At 74.2% G+C, this 26,022-nt stretch carries 1 protein-coding gene; it reads left to right on the forward strand.

What is annotated here, in order from left to right; translation table 11 throughout:
• Positions 1 to 5 precede the first annotated feature (5 nt).
• Positions 6 to 26,006, forward strand: a complete 26,001-nt coding sequence (locus ACMTAK_RS32185; protein ID WP_413809412.1) for a type I polyketide synthase — start codon at positions 6 to 8, stop codon at positions 26,004 to 26,006.
• Positions 26,007 to 26,022: the final 16 nt, after the last annotated feature.

Below are 26,022 nucleotides of genomic sequence, written 5' to 3' on the forward strand. Positions count from 1 at the left end.
ACACGATGACAACCCCCAACGAAAAGCTCGTTGACGCGCTGCGGGCCTCGCTCAAGGAAACCGAGCGGCTGCGGAAACAGAACCAGCAGCTCACCGACGCCTCCCGGGAACCGATCGCGATCGTCGGCATGAGCTGCCGGTTCCCCGGCGGCGTCGGCAGCCCCGAGGAGCTGTGGCGGCTCGTCGCGGACGGTCAGGACGCCATCTCCGGCTTCCCCGACGACCGCGGCTGGGACATCGAGGCGCTGTACGACCCGGACCCGGAACGCGAGGGCACGTTCTACGCCCGCGGGGGCGGGTTCCTGTACGACGCGAGCCGGTTCGACCCGGGCTTCTTCGGGATCTCGCCGCGCGAGGCGCTGGCGATGGACCCGCAGCAGCGGCTGCTGCTGGAGACGTCGTGGGAGGCGTTCGAGCGGGCCGGGATCGACCCGGCGACGATGCGGGGCTCGCGTACCGGTGTGTTCGTCGGCGCGTCCACGCAGGCGTACGGGGCGGGGGAGTACGACCTGCCGGAGGGTGTCGAGGGCCATCTGCTCACCGGCACCGCCTCCAGCGTCGCGTCCGGGCGGCTCTCCTACGCCTTCGGTCTCGAGGGCCCGGCGGCCACCATCGACACCGCCTGCTCCTCGTCCTCGGTCGCGCTGCACCTGGCGGTCCAGGCGCTGCGGCAGAGCGAGTGCTCACTGGCGGTGGCGGCGGGCGCGACCGTGCTGTCCTCCCCGGATGTGTTCGTGGAGTTCAGCCGCCAGCGCGGACTCTCCGCCGACGGCCGCTGCAAGTCCTTCGCGGCCTCGGCGGACGGCACCGGCTGGTCCGAGGGTGTCGCCGTGCTGCTGGTCGAGCGGCTGTCGGACGCGCGCAGGAACGGCCACCCGGTGCTTGCGGTGGTGCGTGGCAGCGCCGTGAACCAGGACGGTGCGTCCAACGGTCTGACGGCGCCGAACGGGCCGTCCCAGCGGCGTGTCATCCGGCAGGCCCTGGAGAACGCCCGGCTCGCCGCCGCCGATGTGGACGCGGTGGAGGCCCATGGCACGGGCACGACGCTGGGCGACCCCATCGAGGCGCAGGCGCTGCTCGACACGTACGGCCAGGAGCGGCCGGAGGGGCGTCCGCTGTGGCTCGGCTCGCTGAAGTCGAACATCGGCCACACCCAGAACGTCGCCGGTATCGGTGGCGTCATCAAGATGGTCATGGCGATGCGGCACGGGGTGCTGCCGCAGACGCTGCACGTGGACGAGCCCACCCCGCATGTCGACTGGTCGGCGGGAGAGGTGTCCCTGCTGACCGAGGCGCGGCCGTGGCCCGAGACCGGCCAGCCGCGCCGGGCGGGCATCTCGTCGTTCGGTGTGAGCGGTACGAATGTGCACACGATCATCGAGCAGGCGCCGGTGGTGGAGGCGGCTGAGGCTCCTGTGAGTGCTGTGGCTCCGGGTGTGGTGCCGTGGGTGCTTTCGGGGCGGGGTGCGGGCGCGTTGCGTGCTCAGGCGGAGCGGTTGGTGGCGCATGTGGTGGCGGGGGGTGAGCTGCGTCCGGTGGATGTGGGGTTCTCGCTGGCGACCGGGCGGTCGGCCTTTGATCACCGTGCGGTGGTGGTGGCCGAGGGCCGGGATGGGCTGCTGGCTGGTTTGGGTGCGCTGGCTGAGGGGCGTGGTGCGCCGGGTGTGGTCGAGGGTTCGGTGGCCGGTGGCAAGGTGGCGTTCCTGTTCACGGGGCAGGGGAGTCAGCGGCTGGGGATGGGGCGTGAGCTGTATGACGCCTATCCGGTGTTCGCGGAGGCGCTGGACGCGGTGTGTGCGGAGCTGGATCCGCATCTTGAGCGCCCGCTGCGGGATGTGCTGTTCGGGGACGATGCCGAGGTGCTGGATCGGACGGGGTTCACTCAGCCTGCGTTGTTCGCGGTTGAGGTGGCGTTGTTCCGGCTGGTGTCGGAGGCGTGGGGTCTGCGGCCCGATTTCCTTTCCGGGCATTCGATTGGTGAGTTGGCGGCCGCGCATGTGGCGGGTGTGCTGTCGCTGGCGGATGCTGCGCGGTTGGTTGCGGCGCGTGGGCGGTTGATGCAGGCGCTTCCGGCGGGTGGCGTGATGGTCGCGGTGCAGGCGTCGGAGGATGAGGTGGCGCCGCTGCTCACCGATGGCGTGAGCATCGCCGCGCTCAATGGGCCCACGTCGGTGGTCATCGCGGGTGATGAGGACGAGGCTGTCGCGATCGTTGCCTCGTTCGAGGCGCGGGGTCGGAAGACCAAGCGGCTCACGGTCAGCCATGCGTTCCATTCGCCGCGTATGGACGGCATGTTGGACGCGTTCCGCGAGGTCGCGCAGGGGCTGTCGTACGAGGCCCCGCGCATTCCGATCGTCTCCAACCTCACCGGTGCCGTCGTCTCCGCCGATGAGATCACGACCCCCGACTTCTGGGTGCGCCATGTCCGTGAGGCCGTGCGCTTCCTGGACGGGGTGCGGACCCTTGAGGCGCAGAACGTCTCCACGTTCATCGAGTTGGGCCCGGACGGTGTGCTCACCGCGATGGCCCAGGACTGCGTGACCGATTCGGCGTCCGACGCCGGGTTCATCTCCGCGCTGCGCAGGGACCGTCCCGAGGCCGAGGCGCTGACCACCGCTCTCGCGCGCGCCCATGTGCGCGGTGTGGCGGTGGACTGGGCCGCGTACTTCGCCGGTACGGGCGCGCACCGCGTGGACCTGCCGACGTACGCCTTCCAGCGCGAGCGGTTCTGGCTGGAGCCGGGCGCGGTGTCCGTGGGTGATGTGGCGTCCGTTGGGCTGGAGCTGGCGGGGCATCCGCTGCTGGGTGCGGCGGTGCCGCTGGCGGAGTCCGATGGGCTGGTGTTCACGGGGCGGCTGGGTCTCGACACCCATCCGTGGCTGGCCGAGCACACGGTCCGGGACGCGGTGGTGGTGCCGGGCTCGGCGTTCGTGGAGCTTGCCGTCCGGGCCGGTGACCAGCTCGGATGTGACCTCCTCGACGAGCTGACCCCGCACACCCCGCTGGTACTGCCCGTACGCGGTGGCGTCCGGCTCCAGGTCACGGTCGGCGCGCCGGACGACGCCGGGCACCGCTCGTTCACCGTCTCCTCCCGTACGGAGGACGCCGCCGCCGAAACGGCGTGGGTGCGCAACGCGAGCGGAGTGCTCACCTCCGGGGCCCCCAGCCCGTCGTTCGACCTCGCCGAGTGGCCGCCGACCGCCGCCGAGGCCATCGAACCCGAGGCGCTCTACGCCCGGCTGGCCGAGGACGGGCTGCGGTACGGCCCCGGGTTCCAGGGGCTCACGGCCGCCTGGCGGCGCGGGGACGAACTCTTCGCCGAGGTCCGGCTGGACGACGACGCCAAGCCCGGCGCCGAGGAGTTCGCCGTCCATCCGGCGCTGCTGGACGCCGCCCTGCACGCCCTCCACGGCCGCGACGGCGCCCAGCTGACCGATGGCTGGCAGGGCGTCTCCCTGTACGCGGAGGGCGCGTCGGCGCTGCGCGTACGGATCGCACCCGCCGGAGCCGACACGGTGTCCCTGGCGCTGGCCGATGCCACGGGCGAGCCGGTCGCCGCCGTGGACGGCCTGCGCTGCCGTCCGCTGCCCGATGACCTCACCGGTGACGCGGATGTGGCGCGGCAGAGCCTGTTCCGGCTGGACTGGGTGGCCCCGCAGACCGCCTCCGCCGGGCCGGATGCCGTCGCTCGCCGTATTGCCCTGGGCGAGGACCCGTTCGGGCTGGTCGCGGCCGGAGTGGCCGCCGACTCCGTCCCCGATCTGGCCGCGCTGGGCGCGTCCGTCGAGGCGGGCGACACCGCCGCCCCGGATCTGGTCCTCGCGTCTTTCGCGCCCATACCCGGCGACGCGAACGAGAACGTGGCCGAGGCCGCGCACCGGGAGGCACGGCGTGCGCTGGCCCTGGTGCAGGGCTGGCTGGCCGATGAGCGGTTCGCCGACGCGCGCCTGGTGCTCGTCACCCGGGGCGCGATGGCCGCTGATGCCGAGGAGGGCGTCACCGACCTGGCGCACGCACCCCTGTGGGGTCTGGTGCGTTCCGCCGAGACCGAGAACCCCGGCCGTTTCGTCCTCGTCGACCTCGACGAGACCTCCGCGGACGCGCTCTCCGACGCCCTGGCCACCGGGGAGCCGGAGCTCGCCCTGCGCACGGGCCGCACCCTGGCCCCCCGCCTGACCCGCGCCCCGGCCCCGGCCCCGGGCTCGGCCCCGGCCCCGGGCTCGGCCCCGGCCCCGGGCTCGGCCCCGGCCCCGGGCTCGGCCCCGGCCCCGGGCTCGGCCCCGGCCCCGGGCTCGGCCCCGGCCCCGGGCTCGGTCCCCGGCTCGGCCCCGGCCTCGGGTTCGGCCCTGATCCCGGGCTTGGGCTCGGGCTCGACCCCGACGCCGGACTCGGCCGCGGCTCCCGACAACAACTCCGTGGCCGCCGCCCCCGCGTTCGACGCCGATGGCACCGTGCTCATCACCGGCGGCACCGGTGCCCTCGGCCAGTTGCTCGCCCGCCACCTGGTGGCCGAGCACGGCGTACGTCACCTGCTGCTGACCAGCCGTCGTGGCGCGGACGCCGACGGGGCCGCCGAACTGGCCGCCGAACTCCGTACGCGGGGCGCCGAGGTCACCCTCGCCGCCTGCGACGCCGCGGACCGCGACGCGCTCGCCGCCACCCTGGCCGCCGTCCCGGCCGAGCATCCGCTGACGGCCGTCGTGCACACCGCCGGTGTGCTGGACGACGGCACGGCCGCCGCCCTGACGGCCGAGCAGCTGGAGCGGGTGCTGCGTCCCAAGGTGGACGCGGCGTGGAATCTGCATGAGCTGACCCGCGACCTCGACCTGTCCGCGTTCGTGCTGTTCTCCGCCATCGCGGGCACGCTGGGCGGCGCGGGACAGGCCAACTACGCCGCGGCCAACGTCTTCCTCGACGCGCTCGCCGCACATCGCCATGCGGCGGGCCTGCCCGCCACCTCGCTGGTGTGGGGCCTGTGGGCCCGGTCCGGCGGGATCACCGGCGGTCTGACCGAGACCGATCTGCTGCGGCTGGCCCGCAGCGGCATGGGCGCCCTCAGCGACGACGAGGGCATGGCGCTCTTCGACGCCGCCCGCCGCACCGGCCGCACCCTGCTGATCCCGGCCCGCCTCGACCTCGCCGCGCTGCGCTCCGCCGCCGGATCCGGCCCGGTCCCGGCGCTGCTGCGCGGGCTGATCCGGACCACCGGCCGGCGCACCGCCGCGGGCGCGCTCGCCGCCGGTTCCTCCCTCGCGGACCGGCTGCGCGCGCTCTCCCCGAACGAGCGCCGCCGGACGCTGCTGGACCTCGTACGCGGCCATGTGGCCACGGCCCTCGGCCACGCCTCCGCCGATGCCATCGAGGCGCGCCGGGCCTTCAAGGAGCTGGGCTTCGACTCGCTCACCGCCGTCGAACTGCGCAACCGGCTCTCCGCCGCCACCGGGCTCAAGCTGCCCACCACGATCGTCTTCGACCACCCCAACCCCACCGTCCTCGCCGACCATCTGCGCGCCGAACTCCTCGGCCCGGACGAGAACGAGGCCGAGGCCGAGCCGGCGGACCCCGCACTCGCGGCCACCGCCACCGCCTCCCTCGCCGACGACCCGATCGCCATCGTCGCGATGGGCTGCCGCTACCCCGGCGACGTCCGCTCGCCCGAGGACCTGTGGCAGCTCGTGGCCACGGGCTCGGACGCCATCACCGGATTCCCCGTCAACCGCAACTGGGAGAGCCAGTGGGCGGCGGACGGCGACGAGGCCGACGCGGGCCCGTCCGACTACGCCCGCGCCGGTGGCTTCCTGCACGAAGCGGACCTCTTCGACGCCGCGTTCTTCGGGATCTCGCCGCGTGAGGCGCTGGCCATGGACCCGCAGCAGCGGCTGCTGCTGGAGACGTCCTGGGAGGTGTTCGAGCGCGCCGGGATCGACCCGGACTCGCTGCGCGGCCGCTCGGTCGGCGTGTTCGTGGGCGCGGCCTACAGCGGCTACGACGCCGGTCTGGAGCAGGCCGGTTCGGAGGTCGCGGGCCATGTGATGACGGGCAACGCGGGCAGTGTCATGTCCGGCCGTATCGCCTACGCCCTCGGTCTGGAGGGCCCGGCGGTCACCGTCGACACGGCCTGTTCGTCGTCGCTGGTGGCGCTGCACTGGGCGATCCAGGCGCTGCGCCAGGGCGAGTGCGCGATGGCGCTCGCGGGCGGTGTCACCGTGATGACGACGCCCGGCCACTTCACCGAGTTCAGCCGCCAGGGCGGCCTGGCCGCCGACGGCCGCTGCAAGGCGTTCGCGGCCGGGGCGGACGGCACCGGCTGGGGCGAGGGCGTGGGCATGCTGCTCGTGGAGCGGCTGTCGGACGCGCGGCGCAACGGCCATCAGGTGCTGGCCGTGGTGCGCGGCTCGGCCGTCAACCAGGACGGTGCCAGCAACGGCCTCACCGCGCCGAACGGCCCGTCCCAGCAGCGCGTCATCCGCAAGGCGCTGACCAGCGCCGGACTGACCAGCGGCGATGTGGACGTGGTCGAGGCCCACGGCACGGGCACGACGCTGGGCGACCCGATCGAGGCGCAGGCGCTGCTGGCCACGTACGGCCAGGAGCGGGCCGAGGGGCAGCCGTTGTGGCTGGGCTCCATCAAGTCCAACATCGGCCACGCCCAGGCCGCTGCCGGTGTCGCGGGCATCATCAAGATGGTGATGGCCATGCGGCACGGTGTGCTGCCGCAGACGCTGCACGTGGACGAGCCGTCGCCGCATGTCGACTGGACGGCCGGTGACATCGCGCTGCTGACGGAGCGGATGGCGTGGCCGGAGACCGGCCGCGCGCGCCGGGCGGCGGTGTCGTCGTTCGGCATCAGCGGCACCAACGCGCACACCATCATCGAGCAGGCCCCGGCCATCACCGCAGAGCGGGTGGCGGACACCGAGCGGGACGGCTCCGGTGTGCTGCCGTACGCGCTCTCGGCCAAGGGCACCGACGCCCTGCGGGCCCAGGCCGAGCGGCTGTACGCCCATCTGACCGCCCAGCCCGACCTCGAACCGGCTGACATCGCCCACACCCTGGCCACCGGCCGCGCCGCGCTGGACGCACGCGCGGTGCTGGTCGCGGACGGCAGGGACAACCTGCTGGCCGGGCTCGACGCGCTGGCGCGGGGCGAGTCCGCGCCGGGGCTGGTCGAGGGCGCGGTCGCCGAGGGCGAGACGGCGTTCCTGTTCACGGGGCAGGGGAGCCAGCGGCCCGGGATGGGCCGTGAGCTGTACGACGCCTACCCGGTGTTCGCGGAGGCGCTGGACGCGGTCTGCGACGAGCTGGACGTACACCTTGAACGGCCGTTGAAGACGGTGCTGTTCGGGGACGACGCCGAGGCGCTCGACCAGACCGGGTTCACTCAGCCCGCGCTGTTCGCGGTCGAGGTGGCGCTGTTCCGGTTGGTCGAGGCATGGGGGCTGACGCCGGACTACCTGTCGGGTCACTCGATCGGTGAGCTGGCCGCCGCGCATGTGGCGGGTGTGCTCTCGCTCGCGGACGCCGCGAAGCTGGTGGCGGCGCGTGGGCGGTTGATGCAGGAGCTTGCCGAGGGTGGCGCGATGATCGCCGTCCAGGCGTCGGAGGAAGAGGTCACGCCGCTGCTCACTGAACGCGTCTCGATTGCCGCGCTCAACGGGCCGACGTCCGTCGTCATCGCGGGTGATGAGGACGCGGCTCTGGAGATCGCTTCCGGTTTCGAGGCGCGGGGCCGTAAGACCAAGCGCCTCACCGTGAGCCACGCGTTCCACTCGCCGCGCATGGACGGCATGTTGGACGCGTTCCGCGAGGTGGCGCAGGGGCTGTCGTACGAGGCCCCGCGCATTCCGATCGTCTCCAACCTCACCGGCACCGTGGTCTCCGCCGAGGAGATCACCACCCCCGACTTCTGGGTCCGCCACGTCCGCGAGGCCGTGCGCTTCCTCGATGGCATCCGGACCCTCGAGGCCCAGGGCGTCACGAACTTCATCGAGCTCGGCCCCGACGGTGTCCTGACCGCCATGGCGCAGGAGTGCGTCACCAAGGCCAACACGGCCGCCTTCGCCACCGCGTTGCGCAAGGACCGTCCCGAGGCCGAGGCACTGACCACGGCCGTCGCCCGCGCGTATGTGCGTGGCATGACGCCGGACTGGGCCGGGTACTTCGCCGGGACCGGCGCGTGCCGCGTCGACCTGCCGACCTACGCCTTCCAGCACCGCCGCTACTGGCCCGAGGAGCCGGTGACGAGCCTCGCCGCCGCAGCGGGTGTCGACGGCTGGCGGTACCAGGTGGCGTGGAAGCCGCTGTCGCTGGGCTCCGCGGCCCGGCTGTCCGGGGTGTGGCTCGTCGTCGCCCCCGCTGGGGACGCCGCCGCCGACGCGTGGACGGACGGTGTCGTCCGTACGCTGACCGAGCGGGGTGCCGAGGTGCGGCGGCTCGACCTGGCGGACGCTGCCGCCGAGGACCGCGCGTCCATCGCCGGGCGGCTGCGTACGGCGGCCGATGGCGGCGGCGCCGTGGCCGGTGTGCTCTCGCTGCTGGCCACCGGGGACGCCGACGCCCTGCTGCCCACGGCCGCTCTCGTGCAGGCCATGGGCGACGCCGCGATCGACGCGCCGCTGTGGTGTGCCACCCGGGGCGCGGTCTCGACGGGGCGTCAGGGCGAGCCGGTGGACCCGGCCCGTGCCCGGGTCTGGGGCCTGGGCCGAGTGGCGGCCCTGGAGCTGCCCGACCGCTGGGGCGGTCTCATCGACCTCCCCGAGACGATGACCGACCGGGTGCTGTCGCGGCTCGCGGTGGTGCTCGCCGGGGCCGGGGACGAGGACCAGATCGCCGTCCGCGCCTCCGGGGTGTTCGGCCGCCGGCTGGCGCGGGCGACCGCACGGCAGGTGGCGGAGTCCGGGGGCTGGAGTGCTCACGGCACGGTGCTGGTGACGGGCGGTACGGGCGCGCTGGGCGGCCAGGTGGCCCGTTGGCTGATCGCCAAGGGCGCCGAGCACGTGGTGCTCACGAGCCGCCGTGGCCTGGATGCCCCGGGCGCGGCCGAGCTGCGCGATGAACTCGCCGCGTCCGGAGCCCGGATCACGGTCACCGCGTGCGATGTGGCCGACCGCGGGGCGCTGGCCGGGCTGCTGGCCGACCTCCCCGCCGAGCTCCCGCTGACGGCGGTGGTACACGCGGCCGGGATGCTGGACGACGGCGTGCTGGAGTCGCTGACCCCCGAGCGCTTCGCGACCGTCCTGCGCGCCAAGGCCGACGCCGCGCTCGCGCTGGACGAGCTGACGCGCGATCTTGACCTGTCCGCGTTCGTGCTGTTCTCCTCGACCAGCGGCACCGTGGGCGCGGCGGGCCAGGCCAACTACGCCGCCGCCAACGCCTTCCTGGACGCGCTCGCCGAGCGGCGGCGCGCCGAGGGCCTGCCCGCCACCTCGATCGCCTGGGGCCCGTGGGCCGCGGGCGGCATGGCCGCCGACGAGGCGCTGGAGCAGCGCATGCGCCGCGCCGGGATGCCACCGATGGACGCCGATCTCGCGATCGACGCCCTGGAGCGCGCCCTCGACCTGGGCGACACGGCCGTGACGGTGGCGGACGTCGACTGGGACCGGTTCGCGCCGGGCTTCACCGCGGGCCGCCCCAGCCCCCTGCTGGCCGACCTGCCCGAGGTGCGCCAGGCCGCCGTGATCGCGACCAGCGAGGCCGCACCGGCCGAGACCGCCTCCGCGCTCGCGCGGCGCCTCCTCGGCCTGCCCGAGGCGGAGCGCCACCGGGCGCTGCTGGATCTCGTACGGACCCATGTGGCGGACGTCCTCGGCCACGCCGATGTGTCCGACATCAGCGCCGAACGGGCCTTCCGCGACATCGGCTTCGACTCCCTCACCGCCGTCGAACTGCGCAACGGCCTGGGCGCCGCCACCGATCTGCGGCTGCCCGCCACCCTCGTCTACGACTATCCGACACCGCTCGCCCTCGCCGACCACCTCTTCGCCGAACTGCTCGGCGGGCAGGCGGTGGCCACGGGCGGCGGCTCGCCGGTGGCGGGCGCGGCGGCCGGTGACGACCCGATCGCGATCGTCGCGATGAGCTGCCGCTTCCCGGGCGGCGTCCGCACCCCCGAGGAGTTGTGGCGGCTGCTGGTGTCCGGCACGGACGTCATCTCGGACATGCCCGCCGACCGCGGCTGGGACCTCCACGCGCTCTACAACCCGGACCCGGACGTCGAGGGCACCTCGTACGTCCGCGAGGGCGGCTTCCTGCGGGACGCGGCCGACTTCGACCCGGCGTTCTTCGGCATCTCGCCGCGCGAGGCGCTGGCGATGGACCCGCAGCAGCGGCTGCTGCTCGAGACGTCGTGGGAGGCGTTCGAGCGTGCGGGCATCGACCCGGCGACGCTGCGCGGCTCCACCGCCGGTGTCTTCGTCGGCACCAACGGCCAGGACTACCTGTCCCTGCTGCTGGGCGACTCGCAGGGCCTCGAAGGCCACATGGGCACGGGCAACGCGGCCAGCGTGATCTCGGGCCGGCTCGCCTACACCTTCGGTCTCGAAGGTCCCGCGGTCACCATCGACACCGCCTGTTCCTCCTCGCTGGTCGCCCTCCACTCGGCGATCCAGGCGCTGCGCGGCGGCGAGTGCTCGATCGCGCTCGCGGGCGGTGTCACCGTGATGTCCACGCCCGGTGTGTTCGTGGACTTCAGCCGTCAGCGCGGACTCGCGGAGGACGGCCGGATCAAGGCGTTCGCGGCCGGGGCGGACGGCACCGGCTGGGGCGAGGGCGTCGGCATGCTGCTCGTGGAGCGGCTGTCGGACGCGCGGCGCAATGGCCACCCGGTGCTCGCGCTCGTGCGCGGCACGGCGGTCAACCAGGACGGTGCGTCGAATGGTCTGACGGCGCCGAATGGTCCGTCGCAGCAGCGGGTGATCCGGCAGGCGCTGGCGGGTGCGGGGTTGTCGGCGTCCGAGGTGGACGCGGTCGAGGCCCATGGCACGGGCACCCGGCTGGGTGACCCGATCGAGGCGCAGGCGCTGCTGGCCACGTACGGCCAGGACCGGGCGGAGGGGCAGCCGCTGCTGCTCGGCTCCATCAAGTCCAACATCGGCCATACGCAGGCCGCCGCCGGTGTCGCCGGTGTGATGAAGATGGTCCTCGCCATGCGGCACGGGGTGCTGCCACGCACCCTGCACGTGGACGAGCCGACCCCGCATGTGGACTGGGCGGCGGGCGACATCAGCCTGCTGACGGAGGCGCGGGAGTGGCCGGAGACCGGCCGTCCGCGTCGTGCGGGCATCTCCTCGTTCGGCTTCAGCGGCACCAACGCCCACGCCGTGCTGGAAGAGGCCCCGGCGGCTGACGTCGCCGAGGCTGTCGCGGACACCGATGAGGGCCGGGCGGCCCTGCCGGTGCTGCTCTCGGCCCGTACGGAAGACGGGCTGCGCGCCCAGGCCGAGCAGCTGCACGGCCACCTGACCGAGCGGACCGACCTCCGCACGGCCGACCTCGGCTACGCACTCGCCGTGGGCCGCTCGGCCTTCGAGGAGCGCGCGGCGCTGGTCGCCGAGGACCGGGACGGGCTGCTGTCCGCTCTGGAAGCGCTCGCCGAGGGGGGTACGGCGGCCGGGCTCGTGCGGGGCTCGGTGGCCGGTGGCCGGGTGGCGTTCCTGTTCACGGGGCAGGGCAGCCAGCGCCTGGGGATGGGCCGTGAGCTGTACGACGCGTACCCGGCCTTCGCGGAGGCGCTGGACGCGGTCTGCGATGAGCTGGACGGGCACCTTGAGCGGCCGTTGAAGACGGTGCTGTTCGGGGATGACGCCGAGGTGCTGGATCGGACGGGGTTCACTCAGCCCGCGTTGTTCGCGGTTGAGGTGGCGTTGTTCCGGCTGGTTTCGGAGGCGTGGGGGCTGCGGCCCGATTTCCTCTCCGGGCATTCGATCGGTGAGTTGGCCGCCGCACATGTGGCGGGTGTGCTCTCGCTCGCGGACGCGGCGAAGTTGGTGGCGGCGCGTGGCCGTCTGATGCAGGAGCTGCCCGCCGGTGGCGCCATGATCGCCATCCAGGCGTCCGAGGACGAGGTGCTGCCGCTGCTGACCGAGCGCGTGTCGATCGCCGCGCTCAACGGGCTGAGCTCCGTGGTCGTCGCGGGCGATGAGGACGCGGCTGTCGCGATCGCGTCTGATTTCGAGGCGCAGGGGCGTAAGACCAAGCGGCTCACCGTGAGCCACGCGTTCCACTCGCCGCGTATGGACGGGATGCTGGACGCGTTCCGCGAGGTGGCCGAGGGGCTGACGTACGAGGACCCGAAGATCCCGATCGTCTCCAACCTCACCGGGGACGTGGTCTCCGCCGAGGAGATCACGACGGCCGGCTTCTGGGTGCGCCACGTCCGCGAGGCCGTCCGCTTCCTCGACGGCATGCGCACCCTCGAAGCGCGCGACGTCACCACGTTCATCGAGCTGGGCCCGGACGGGGTCCTGACCGCGATGGCGCAGGAGTGCGTGACCGACTCCGCGTCGGACGCCGCGTTCGTCTCCGCCCTGCGCAAGGACCGTCCCGAGGCCGAGGCGCTGACCACGGCCGTGGCACGGGCGCACGTCCGTGGCGTGGCCGTGGACTGGGCGGCCTTCTACGCCGGGACCGGCGCCACCCGGCTGGCGCCGGACGAGCTGCCCACGTACGCCTTCCAGCGGCAGCGCTACTGGCCGAAGGTCTCGTCGCTGTTCCTCGGCGACGTGGCCGCGGTCGGACTCGGCCAGGCCGGGCATCCGCTGCTCGGCGCCAGCGCCGAACTGCCCAGCGCGGACGGGATGCTGTTCACCGGGCGGCTTGCGCTGTCCACGCATCCGTGGCTCGCCGATCACACCATCATGGACACGGTGCTGCTGCCCGGAACCGCGTTCGTGGAGCTCGCGGTCCGCGCCGGTGACCAGGTCGGCTGCGAGGTGCTGGAGGAACTGACCCTCGAGGTGCCGCTGGTCCTGCCCGAGGACGGCGGTGTCCAGCTGCGGCTGTGGGTCGGCGCGGCCGATGACACCGGCCGCCGTCCGCTGGAACTGCACTCCCGGGCCGAGCACCTGTCGGCCGAGGAGCCGTGGACCCGGCACGCGTCCGGTGTGCTGGCGTCCGCCGGTGCGCCGGAGGCGTCGTTCGAGCTGAGCGCATGGCCTCCGGCGGACGCCGCCGAGGTGGCGGTCGGCGACCGTTACGCCGAGCTGCGGGACGTCGGTTTCGCGTACGGCCCCGCGTTCCAGGGGCTTCGTAGGGCGTGGCGGCGCGGCGGCGAGGTGTTCGCCGAGGTGGCGCTGGACGAGGGCACGGCCGAGGAGGCCGCCGCGTTCGGGCTGCACCCGGCGCTGCTGGACGCCGCGCTGCACGCGCTCGGCCTTGCCGGGCTCGGCGGCACCGAGACCGAGGGGCGGCTGCCGTTCGCCTGGACCGGGGTGTCGCTGTACGCGAGCGGCGCGGCCACGCTGCGGGTGCGGATGGCCGCCGTGGGCGGCGACGGCGTCCGGCTGGAGATCGCGGACGCCACCGGTGCACCGGTCGCCGCCGTGGACTCGCTGGTGCTGCGCCCGGTGTCGGCCGGGCAGTTGGAGAGCGCGCGCACGGCCTACCACGAGTCGCTGTACCGCGTGGAGTGGACGACGGCCGCACCCGCGGACGTGGCCGACGCGACGGCCGACGGCCGCTGGTCGGTGCTGGGCACGGATGCGTTCGGCTCGGGCGCCACGGCATACCCGGACCTGACCGCGCTGGGCGAGGCCATCGATTCCGGAACGGCGCTGCCGGACCAGGTCGTGGTGGACCTGACGCATCAAGCCCGTCCGGCCGTGCACTCGGACGGCGCGGCGTCTGAAGGCCCGGGTGCGGCAAATCAAGCCCGTCCGGCGATTGAGGACACGCCCGAAGGGCGTACGGGCCGGTCCGCGGACGGCGCGGCACTTGAAGGCCCGGGTGCGGCATCCCCGGCCCGTCCGGCGCCGCGCGCGGACGGCGCGGCACTCGAAGGCCCCGGCGCGGCATCTCCAGCCCGTCCGGCGTTTGAGGACCGGGGCCTTGGGGCGGAGCCCCAAGTTGAGGGAAGGGGCGGGGTGGGGGAAAGCCCCTCGCCCGCCGCCACGGCGCACCAGGCCACCACCCAGGCGCTGGGGCTGCTCCAGCAGTGGCTGGCCGACGACCGCTTCACGGACTCCCGTCTGGTCCTGCTGACCTCGGGGGCCGTGGCCACCGCAACCGGTGAGCCGGTGACGGACCTGGCGGGCGCCGCCGTACGCGGTCTGCTGCGCTCCGCGCAGTCCGAGAACCCGGACCGCTTCGTCCTGATCGATCTCGACGGCCACGACGGCTCCCGGGCCGCGCTGCCCGCCGCGCTCGCGAGCGGCGAGGCCGAGGTCGCGGTGCGGGAGGGCGTCCTCAAGACGCCACGCCTGGCCCGCACCGCCTCGGCGGCCGACAACCAGGCGCCGGAGTGGAACCCGGATGGCACGGTGCTGGTCACCGGCGCGTCCGGCTCGCTGGGTGGCCTGTTCGCCCGCCACTTGGTGGCCGAGCGTGGCGTACGGCATCTCCTGCTGGTCAGCCGTCGCGGCGACCAGGCCCCGGGCGCGACCGAACTGACCGCCGAGCTGGCCGAGTTGGGCGCCGAGGCGCGCTGGGCGGCGTGTGATGTGGCGGACCGGGACGCGCTCGCCGCGGCCCTCGCCACCGTCCCCGCCGAGCATCCGCTGACGGCGGTCGTGCACACGGCCGGTGTGCTGGACGACGGTGTGATCGGCTCGCTGACGCCTGAGCGCATAAGGCACGTCATGCGCCCGAAGGCGGACGCGGCATGGAACCTCCACGAGCTCACCCGCGACCTCGACCTGTCGGCGTTCGTGTTGTTCTCCTCGGCCGCCGGTGTCTTCGGTGGCCCGGGGCAGGGCAACTACGCGGCCGCCAACGCCTTCCTGGACGCCCTCGCCCAGCACCGCGCCGCCCGGGGCCTGCCCGCCACCGCGCTGGCGTGGGGCCTGTGGGCCGGTGGCGGCATGGGCGACACCCTGGACGAGGCCGACATCACCCGGATGCGGCGGGCCGGAGTGCCCCCGCTGCCGGTGGTGGAGGGGCTGCGGCTCTTCGACGCCGCGCTGACCGTCGACGAGGCGTCGCTGGTGCCGATGCGCCTGGACCTCGCGGCGCTGCGCAACCAGCCCGCGATCTCGCCGTTGCTGCGCGGTCTGGTGCGGGGCCCGGCGCGGCGCGCGGTGGACGCGGTCGCGGCGGGCGGCGAGTCCGGCCTTGCCGGACGGCTCGCCGGGCTGTCCGAGCCCGAACAGGAGCGGCTGCTGCTGGACCTGGTCCGGGCGCAGGTGGCCACCGTGCTCGGCTACGCGGGCGCGGAGACCATCGGTTCGGGCCGGGCGTTCAAGGAGCTGGGCTTCGACTCGCTGACCGCCGTCGAGCTGCGCAACCAGCTCAACACGGTCACCGGGCTGCGGCTGCCCGCCACGCTCGTCTTCGACTACCCGGACCCGCAGGTCCTGGCCCGCCATCTGCGGACCGAGCTGGTGGGCGAGGGGTCGGCGGAGGCGCACACCCCGGTCCCGGTGGCGGCCGTCACCGAGGACGAGCCGATCGCCATCGTCGGTATGAGCTGCCGCTACCCCGGCGGGGTCACCACCCCCGAGGAACTGTGGCAGCTCGTCATCGGCGCCACCGACGCCATCTCCGACTTCCCCGTCGACCGTGGCTGGGACCTCGACGCCCTCTACAGCGACGATCCCGACCAGGTGGGCACCAGCTACACCCGCGAGGGCGGCTTCCTGCACGACGCCGCCGACTTCGACCCGGACTTCTTCGGGATCAACCCGCGCGAGGCCGTGGCGATGGACCCGCAGCAGCGGCTGCTGCTGGAGACGTCGTGGGAGGCGTTCGAGCGCGCGGGCATCGACCCGGCGGCCGTGCGCGGCAGCAGGACCGGTGTCTTCGCGGGCGTCATGTACCACGACTATCTGACCCGGCTCACCGCCGTCCCCGAGGGGCTCGAGGGCTACCTCGGCACCGGCGGCGCGGGCAGCATCGCATCGGGCCGGGTGGCGTACACCTTCGGTCTGGAGGGCCCGGCGGTCACCATCGACACGGCGTGTTCGTCGTCGCTGGTGGCGCTGCACCTGGCCGCGCAGGCGCTGCGCAACGGCGAGTGCTCGCTGGCGCTGGCCGGTGGTGTGACCGTCATGGCCACCCCGGACACGTTCATCGACTTCAGCCGCCAGCAGGGGCTGTCCGCCGACGGCCGCTGCAAGTCCTTCTCGGCGTCGGCGGACGGCACCGGCTGGGCCGAGGGCGCGGGCATGCTGCTCGTCGAGCGGCTGTCGGACGCGCGGCGCAACGGCCACCGCGTGCTGGCGATCGTGCGGGGCTCCGCCATCAACCAGGACGGCGCCTCCAACGGTCTGACGGCGCCCAACGGCCCGTCCCAGCAGCGCGTCATCCGTGACGCGCTCACCAGCGCCCGGCTCACCACCGCCGATGTCGACGTGGTGGAGGCGCACGGCACGGGTACGACGCTGGGCGACCCGATCGAGGCCCAGGCCCTGCTCGCCACCTACGGCCGCAACCGGCCGGAGGGGCAGCCGCTGTGGCTGGGCTCGCTGAAGTCCAACATCGGTCACACCCAGGCCGCCGCGGGTGTCGCGGGCATCATCAAGATGATCATGGCGATGCGCCACGGGGTGCTTCCGCGGACCCTGCACATCGACGAGCCCACCCCGCATGTGGACTGGTCGGCGGGCGACCTCGAGCTGCTGACCGAGGCCCGGCCGTGGCCGGAGCTCGACCGGCCGCGCCGGGCGGCCATCTCGTCGTTCGGTGTGAGCGGTACGAACGCCCACACCATCCTGGAGCAGCCCCCGGCCCCGGCCCCCGTCCCCGAGGAGACCCCCGCGACCGGTCGTCCGGTGGCGGTGCCGCCGGCGGTGCCGTGGGTGCTCTCGGGCAAGTCCGAGGCCGCTCTGCGCGGCCAGGCCGAACGGCTCCTCGCCCACCTCGCCACCCACCCCGAGCTGGACACCACGGACGTCGGCCACTCGCTGGCCACGGGCCGGGCGGCGCTGGAACGGCGCGCGGTGGTCATCGGCGAGGACCGCGCCGGGCTGCTGTCCGGCCTGGAGGCGCTCGCGCGTGGCGAGTCCGCGGCCGGGCTGATCCAGGGAACGGTGGCCGAGGGCGGCAAGGTGGCGTTCCTGTTCACGGGGCAGGGGAGCCAGCGGCTGGGGATGGGGCGTGAGCTGTACGACGCCTACCCGGTGTTCGCGGAGGCGTTGGACGCGGTCTGCGATGAGCTGGACGTACACCTTGAGCGGCCGTTGAAGGCGGTGCTGTTCGGGGATGACGCCGAGGCGCTGGACCGGACGGGGTTCACTCAGCCCGCGTTGTTCGCGGTTGAGGTGGCGCTGTTCCGGCTGGTGGAGGCGTGGGGGCTGCGGCCGGACTTCCTCTCCGGGCATTCGATCGGTGAGCTGGCCGCCGCGCAGGTGGCGGGCGTGTTGTCGCTGGCGGACGCGGCGAAGTTGGTTGCGGCGCGTGGGCGGTTGATGCAGGCGCTTGCCGAGGGTGGCGCGATGATCGCGGTGCAGGCGTCGGAGGACGAGGTGGCGCCGCTGCTCACAGAGCGCCTCTCGATCGCCGCCCTGAACGGGCCGGCGTCGGTCGTCATCGCGGGTGATGAGGACGCGGCGGCTGAGATCGCGGCCGCGTTCGAGGCGCGGGGTCGCAAGACCAAGCGGCTCACCGTGAGCCACGCGTTCCACTCCCCGCGTATGGACGGGATGCTGGAGGCGTTCCGCGAGGTGGCGCAGGGGCTCACGTACGAGGCTCCGCGCATCCCGATCGTCTCCAACCTTACCGGGAACGTGGCCTCCGCCGAGGAGATCACCACCCCCGACTTCTGGGTCCGCCACGTCCGCGAAGCCGTCCGTTTCCTCGATGGCGTCCGGACGATGGAAGCCCAGGGCGTCACCACGTACGTCGAGTTGGGCCCCGACGGCGTACTCACCGCCATGGCCCAGGAGTGCGTCTCCGGCGATGCCGCCGCCTTCGTCCCGGCGCTCCGCAAGGGGCGTACCGAGCCGGTGGCGCTGACGGCGGCCCTCGCCGCGCTGCACACCCGGGGACTCGCACCGGACTGGGTGGCGTTCTTCGCCGGTACGGGGGCCCGCGCGGTCGAGCTGCCGACCTACGCCTTCCAGCGGCAGCGCTTCTGGGTCGAGAACCCGGAGGAGGTCCGCGAGACCGTCGCGGCCATGGATTCCGTGGACGCGCGGTTCTGGGAGGCCGTCGAGCGGGAGGACTTGGAGGCCCTGGCCGGGACGCTCCAGTCCGAGGACGCCGACGCCGACGCGCTCTCCTCGCTGGGCGCCGTCCTGCCGGTGCTGTCCTCGTGGCGGCGCCGCCAGGGCGAGCGGTCCACCGTGGACGCCTGGCGCTACCAGGTGACCTGGAAGCCGGTGGCCGCCCGCGCAGAGGGGACGCTGACCGGCCGCTGGCTGGTCGTCCTCCCGGCCGTCGCCCTGTCCGACGCGACGGACGGCAAGGCGGACAGCGGAGCGGACGGCGCGCTGGCCGAGGGTGTCGTACGGACGCTGTCCGCACGCGGCGCCGAGGTGCGGACGGTCGAGTTGGCCGCCGAGGACCGTACGGGCATGGCCGAGCTGCTGCGCGAGGCGGTCGCCGACGCCCCGGTGGCCGGGGTGTTCGCGCTGCCGTCCCTGACGGAGGGGGCCGACGGGCTGCTCCGTACGGCCGCCCTGGCGCAAGCCCTTGGTGATCTGGCCGTGGACGCGCCGCTGTGGGTCGCCACGCGCGGCGCGGTCTCGACCGGCCGGGCGGACGGCCCGGTGGATCCGTGGCAGGCTCGGGTCTGGGGCCTGGGCCGGGTCGCGGCCCTGGAGCTGGCCGAGCGGTGGGGCGGTCTGGTCGATCTGCCGGAGACGGTGGACGACCGTGCGCTGTCGCGGCTCGCGGGTGTGCTGGCCGGTGGCGACGGCGAGGACCAAGTGGCGGTGCGCGCCACGGGTGTCTTCGGCCGCCGGCTGACCCGGGCCGCCAAGACCACCGCCAAGGCCGCCAAGACCTACGCCACCTCCGACACCTCCGACACCTCCGACACCTCCAAGACCGCCATGACCGAGCGTGGCCGCGACTGGCGGCCGGGCGCGGGCTCGGTGCTGGTGACGGGCGGTACGGGCGCGCTGGGCGCGCATGTGGCCCGCTGGCTGGTCGACAAGGGCGCCGAACACGTGGTGCTCACCAGCCGCCGTGGCCTCGACGCCCCCGGCGCGGCCGCGCTGCGGGACGAACTCGCCGCCTCGGGCGCCCGGGTCACCGTCGCGGCCTGCGACGCCGCCGACCGCGAGGCGCTGGCCGCGCTGGTGGCCGGGCTCCCGGCCGAACTGCCGCTGACGGCGGTGGTGCACGCGGCCGGGGTGCTGGACGACGGCGTGCTGGAGTCGCTGACCCCCGAGCGCTTCGCCACCGTCCTGCGTGCCAAGGCCGACGCCGCGGCCAACCTGCACGAGCTGACGCGGGACCTGGACCTGACGGCCTTCGTCCTGTTCTCGTCGTTCGCGGGCTCGATCGGCGCCGCCGGTCAGGCCAACTACGCCGCCGCCAACGCCTTCCTGGACGCGCTCGCCGAGCGCCGCCGGGCCGAAGGCCTGCCCGCCACCTCGGTGGCCTGGGGCCCGTGGGCCGAGGGTGGGATGGCCGCGGACGACGCGCTGGAGCAGCGCATGCGCCGCGCCGGGGTGCCGCCGATGGCGGCGGACCTGGCCATCGCCGCGCTGCAACGTGCCTTGGACCTGGACGAGACCGTGGTGACGGTCGCGGACATCGACTGGGAGCGGCTGGCCCCCGGCTTCACCGCCTCCCGGCCGAGCCCGCTGCTGCTGGAGCTGCCCGAGGCGCGTACGGCGCTGGAGGCCGAGGGCGGGCGTACGGCCCGTACGGCCGGTGGCGGCGCGGACGAGTCCTCGCTGGCCCAGCGGCTCGCGGGGGCCCCGGCGGCGGAGCGGGAGCGGCTGCTGCTGGACCTGGTGCGCTCGGCCGTGGCCGATGTGCTGGGCCACTCCGACGCGGACGCCGTCGAGGCGGACCGGGCCTTCCGGGACTTGGGCTTCGACTCGCTGACGGCGGTGGAGCTGCGCAACCGGCTGAACACCGTGACCGGGCTGCGGCTGCCGCCCACCCTGGTGTACGACTACCCGTCGTCCTCGGCGCTCGCCGCCCACCTCCGTACGGAGATCCTGGGCGAGGAGGGCGCGGCCGACACGGTGGCTGGTGTGCCGTCCACGGCGGTGGCCGTCGCCGACGATCCGATCGCGATCGTCGGGATGAGCTGCCGCTTCCCGGGCGGTGTGCGGTCGCCGGAGGAGCTGTGGCGGCTTCTGGTCTCCGGGCAGGACGCGGTGACGGGCTTCCCGGCCGACCGCGGCTGGGACCTGGAGGCGCTGTACGACCCGGACTCGGCCACCGAGCACACCAGCTATGTCCGCGAGGGCGGATTCCTGGCGGACGCCGGGGAGTTCGACGCGGCGTTCTTCGGCATCTCGCCGCGTGAGGCCCTGGCCATGGATCCGCAGCAGCGGTTGCTGCTGGAGACGTCGTGGGAGGCGTTCGAGCGGGCCGGGATCGATCCGACCACGCTGCGCGGCCGGCAGGTCGGCGTGTTCGCGGGCACCAACGGCCAGGACTACATGTCGCTCGTCCTGCACTCGCCGGACGGCGGCGATGGCTTCATGGGGACGGGTAACGCGGCCAGTGTGATGTCGGGCCGGGTGTCGTACGCGCTGGGGCTCGAGGGTCCGGCGGTGACGGTGGACACGGCCTGCTCTTCGTCGTTGGTGGCGTTGCACTGGGCGATTCAGGCGTTGCGTGCGGGTGAGTGTTCGTTGGCGTTGGCCGGTGGTGTGACGGTGATGTCGACGCCGGGTTCGTTTGTGGATTTCAGTCGTCAGCGTGGGTTGGCGGCGGATGGTCGGATCAAGGCGTTCGCGGCGGGTGCGGATGGCACCGGTTGGGGTGAGGGTGTGGGCATGCTGCTCGTGGAGCGGCTGTCGGATGCCCGGCGCAATGGTCATGAGGTGCTGGCGGTCGTGCGTGGCTCGGCGATCAACCAGGACGGTGCCAGCAACGGTCTCACCGCGCCGAATGGTCCGTCGCAGCAGCGGGTGATCCGGCAGGCGCTGGCGGGTGCGGGGTTGTCGGCGTCCGAGGTGGACGCGGTCGAGGCCCATGGCACCGGTACGACGCTGGGTGACCCGATCGAGGCGCAGGCGCTGCTGGCCACGTACGGCCAGGACCGCGAGGAGGGCCGACCGCTGTGGCTCGGCTCCATCAAGTCCAACATCGGGCATACGCAGGCCGCGGCCGGTGTCGCCGGTGTGATGAAGATGGTGCTTGCGCTGCGTCACGGTGTGCTGCCGCCGACGCTGCACGTGGACGAGCCGACCCCGCATGTCGACTGGTCCGCGGGTGAGCTGGAGCTGCTGACGGAGGCGCGGGAGTGGCCGGAGACCGGCCGTCCGCGCCGGGCCGCGGTGTCGGCGTTCGGCATCAGCGGCACCAACGCGCACACCCTGCTGGAGCAGGCCCCGGAGCCGGAGGAGACTCCCGCCGCCACCCCGGCGGTGGAGCTGCCGACGGTGCCGTGGGTGCTGTCGGGCAAGTCCCCGGCCGCCGTACGCGGTCAGGCCGAACGGCTCCTGGCCCACCTCGGCGGCGAGACCGTACCGGCCGCCACCGATGTGGCCTACTCGCTGGCCACGACGCGCGCCGCCCTCGACCACCGGGCCGTGCTCACCGCGGACAGCGGGGACGGGCTGTCGGCCGGTCTCGCGGCGCTGGCGCGGGGCGAGTCCGAAGTGCCGGGCCTGGTCGAGGGCTCGGTGGCCGGTGGCAAGGTGGCGTTCCTGTTCACGGGGCAGGGAAGTCAGCGGCTGGGGATGGGGCGTGAGCTGTACGACGCCTTCCCGGTGTTCGCGGACGCGCTGGACGAGGTGTGCGCGCACCTGGACGGGCACCTGGAGCGGCCGCTGCGGGAGGTGCTGTTCGGGGACGACGCCGAGGCGCTTGATCGGACGGGGTTCACCCAGCCCGCGCTGTTCGCGGTCGAGGTGGCGCTGTTCCGGCTGGTGGAGACCTGGGGTCTGAAGGCGGACTTCCTGTCCGGGCACTCGATCGGTGAGCTGGCGGCGGCCCATGTGGCGGGTGTGCTCTCGCTCGCCGACGCGGCGAAGTTGGTCGCGGCGCGTGGCCGTCTGATGCAGGAACTTCCGGCCGGTGGCGCGATGATCGCGGTGCAGGCGTCGGAGGACGAGGTCGCGCCGCTGCTGACCGAGCGCGTCTCGATCGCCGCGCTCAACGGCCCGACCTCCGTGGTCATCGCGGGCGATGAGGACGCGGCGGCCGAGATCGCGGCTGTATTCGAGGCGCAGGGCCGTAAGACCAAGCGGCTCACGGTCAGTCACGCGTTCCACTCCCCGCGTATGGACGGGATGCTGGAGGCGTTCCGCGAGGTGGCGCAGGGGCTCACATACGAGGCCCCGCGCATCCCGATCGTCTCCCACCTCACCGGCGCGGTCGTCTCCGCCGAGGAGATCACCAGCCCCGGCTTCTGGGTGCGCCACGTCCGCGAGGCGGTCCGCTTCCTCGACGGTGTCCGCACCCTCGAAGCCCGAGGCGTCACCACGTACGTCGAGCTCGGCCCCGACGGTGTCCTCACCGCCATGGCCCAGGACTGCCTGGCCGAGCCCGACGCGGCCGAGCTGCTGCCCGCGCTGCGCAAGGGCAGGCCGGAGGCCGAGGCGGTGACGGGCGCGCTGGCCCGGCTGTACGTCCGTGGCCTGGCCCCGGACTGGGAGGCGTTCTTCGCCGGTACGGGCGCGCGGAAGGTCGCGCTGCCGACGTACGCCTTCCAGCGCGGCCGCTACTGGGTCGACGCCCAGCTGAGCCTCGACGAGATGGCCTCGGCGGGGCTCGGCTCGGCCGACCACCCGCTGCTGGGCGCGGCGGTGGAACTGCCCGACGCGGACGCGTATGTGTTCTCCGGACGGCTGTCGCTCGCCTCGCACGCGTGGCTGGCGGACCACACGGTCGCGGACACGGCCGTGCTGCCGGGCTCCGCGTTCGTGGAGCTGGCGGTGCGCGCCGGGGACCAGGTGGGCTGTGCGCTGCTGGAGGAGCTGACCCTGGACGAGCCGCTGGTCCTGCCGGAGCGCGGCGGGGTGCGGCTGCGGGTGTCGGTCGGCGAGCCGGACCGTGATGGCCGTCGCCCGCTGGCCGTGTACGGGCGTGACGAGCGCTCGGACACGGACCGGCGGTGGACCCGGCACGCCGCCGGTGTCCTCGCCTCCGAGGCCCCGGCGAGCAGCACCCCGGCGGGCGCCACCCCGGCGGCTGGCGGCGCCGAGCCGCTGTCCGTCTGGCCGCCCGCCGACGCGGAGCCGGTCGACACCGATGAGCTGTACGCGAGCATGGCGCGCGCCGGGCTGCTGCACGGCCCCGCGTTCCAGAGCCTGCGCCGCGTCTGGCGGCGTGGCGAGGAAGTGTTCGCGGAGGTGCGTATCGCGGAGGAACGGCGGCCCGAGGCGACCCGCTTCGCCCTGCACCCGGCCCTGCTGGACGGCGCGTTGCAGCCGCTTGCGCTGGGCGCGGGCGGTGCCGCGGTGGCGCGCTCCTGGCGTGGGCTGAGCCTGTACGCGGTGGGCGCCGAGGCGCTGCGCGTACGGCTCGCGCTGACCGAGGACGGCGCGGTGTCGATGGTGGCGGCCGATGAGTCGGGTGCGCCGGTGGCGTCGGTGGACGCGCTGGTGACCGGGGCGCTCGAGGTGGACCGGATCGCCGGTGCGGCCGCCTCCGACCGCCATCAGTCGCTGTTCCGTATCGACTGGGCGCCGGTGGTGGCGTCCTCGGAGACCGCGTCGGCGGGCTTCGCCGTCATCGGCGGCGATGAGCTCAAGCTGAGCGTGGCTCTGGAGACGGCCGGGTTCCGTGCCACGGTCCACGACGACCTCGTATCGCTGAACGCGGCGGTCGAGGCGGGCGGGCCCGCGCCGGACACCGTGCTGGTGCCGTTCCCGCCCGAGCCGGGCGCCGAGGAGGGCGGCCTCGCCGCCGGTGCGCACACGGCCACCCACCGCGTCCTGGCCCTGGTCCAGGAGTGGCTGAACGGCGGCCGGCCCGGTGCGGCCCGGCTGGTGGTGGTCACCCGTGGCGCGGTCGCCGCGGCCGGTGACCCGGCGGTGGCGGACCTGGTGCACGCCCCGGCGTGGGGTCTGCTGCGGTCCGCGCAGACGGAGAACCCGGGCCAGTTCGTCCTGCTGGACGTGGACGGCGAGGTGTCGTACCCGGCGATCGCGGCGGCGCTGGACTCGGGCGAGCCCGAGCTGGCGCTGCGCGCCGGGACGGCGTACGCGCCACGCCTGGCCAGGGTCGAGGCGGCCCCGGCCACCGGGGCCGTTGGCACGGCCGGGACTGCCGAGCCCGTTGGCGCGGATGGGACCGCCCTGGCCACCGGTGTCGCCGGGACCGCCATGGCCACCGACGCCGCCGAGACGGCCAAGGTCGTCAACGCCGCCGGGACAGTCAAGGCCATCGACCCGGACGGCACCGTGCTGATCACCGGCGCCACCGGCGGCCTGGGCAGGCTCTTCGCCCGCCATCTGGTCACCGCGCACGGCGCCCGCCATCTGCTGCTGACCAGCCGCAGCGGCCCCGCCGCCGACGGCATGGCCGAACTGGTGGCGGAGCTCGCCGGGTTGGGCGCGCGGGCCACCGTCGCCGCGTGTGACGCGGCCGACCGGGAGGCGCTCGCCGGGCTGCTGGCCACGATTCCGGCCGCCCGTCCGCTGACGGCCGTGGTGCACACCGCGGGCGTCCTCGACGACGGCGTCATCGACATGCTGACGCCGGAGCGGGTCGACACGGTGCTGCGGCCCAAGGTCGACGCGGCGGTCAACCTCCACGAGCTGACCCGCGATCTGGACCTGTCCGCCTTCGTGCTCTTCTCGGCCGCGGCCGGCACCCTGGGCGGCGCGGGCCAGGGCGGCTACGCGGCGGCGAACGTCTTCCTCGACGCCCTCGCCGGCCACCGCCGCGCCACCGGCCGTACCGCGCTGTCCCTGGTGTGGGGCATGTGGGCCGAGGAGCGGGGCATGGGCGGCAGGCTCGGCGAGGCCGACCAGAAGCGGGCGGCGCGCGGCGGGGTGCTGCCGCTGTCCGCGACGGAGGGGCTCGCCCTGTTCGACGCGGCCCACGCCGTGGCCGACGAGGCGGTCCTGGTGCCCGTACGGCTGGAGATGGCGACGCTGCGCGCCGCCGCCACCACCGGGGAGCTGCCGCCGCTCTACCGCGGCCTGGTGCGCACGCCCGTGCGCCGCGCCGCGGCCGGCGGCCCCGCCGCCCCGGAGGCCGTGGCGGACACCGGCGAGGGCACCCTGGCGCGGCGGCTGGCCGGGCAGTCGGAGGCCCAGCGGCAGCGGACCGTGCTCGACCTGGTCCGCCGTCAGGTGGCCGCCGTGCTGGGCTACGCCTCGAAGGAGCAGGTGGGCGCCGAGCAGGCGTTCAAGGAGCTGGGCTTCGACTCGCTGACCGCCGTGGAACTGCGCAACCGGCTGAACGCGGCCACCGGGCTGAAGCTCACGGCCACGCTGGTCTACGACTACCCGACGCCGGTGGCGCTCGCGCGCCATCTGCGCCAGGAAGTGGCGCCGGACGCCGAGGGCCCCGGAGTGCCCGTACTGGAGGAGCTGGAGCGGTTGGAGAACAGCCTGTCCTCGCTGACGCCGGAGGAGCTGGTCTCGGTGACGGAGGACGAGGCCGCGCATGCGAACGTCGCCGTGCGCCTGCAGACGCTGCTGGCGAAGTGGAACGACGTGCGTCGCACCGCGGACGACGCCGGGGCGGACGCCGAGGCGGAAGCGTTCGAAGAGGTCAGTGACGACGAGCTCTTCGACTTCATCGACAAGAGGTTCGGTAACGGCTGAAGCGCGGCAGCACCCT

The organism is Streptomyces lacaronensis (assembly GCF_047337785.1).
Lineage (GTDB): Bacteria > Actinomycetota > Actinomycetes > Streptomycetales > Streptomycetaceae > Streptomyces > Streptomyces lycopersici.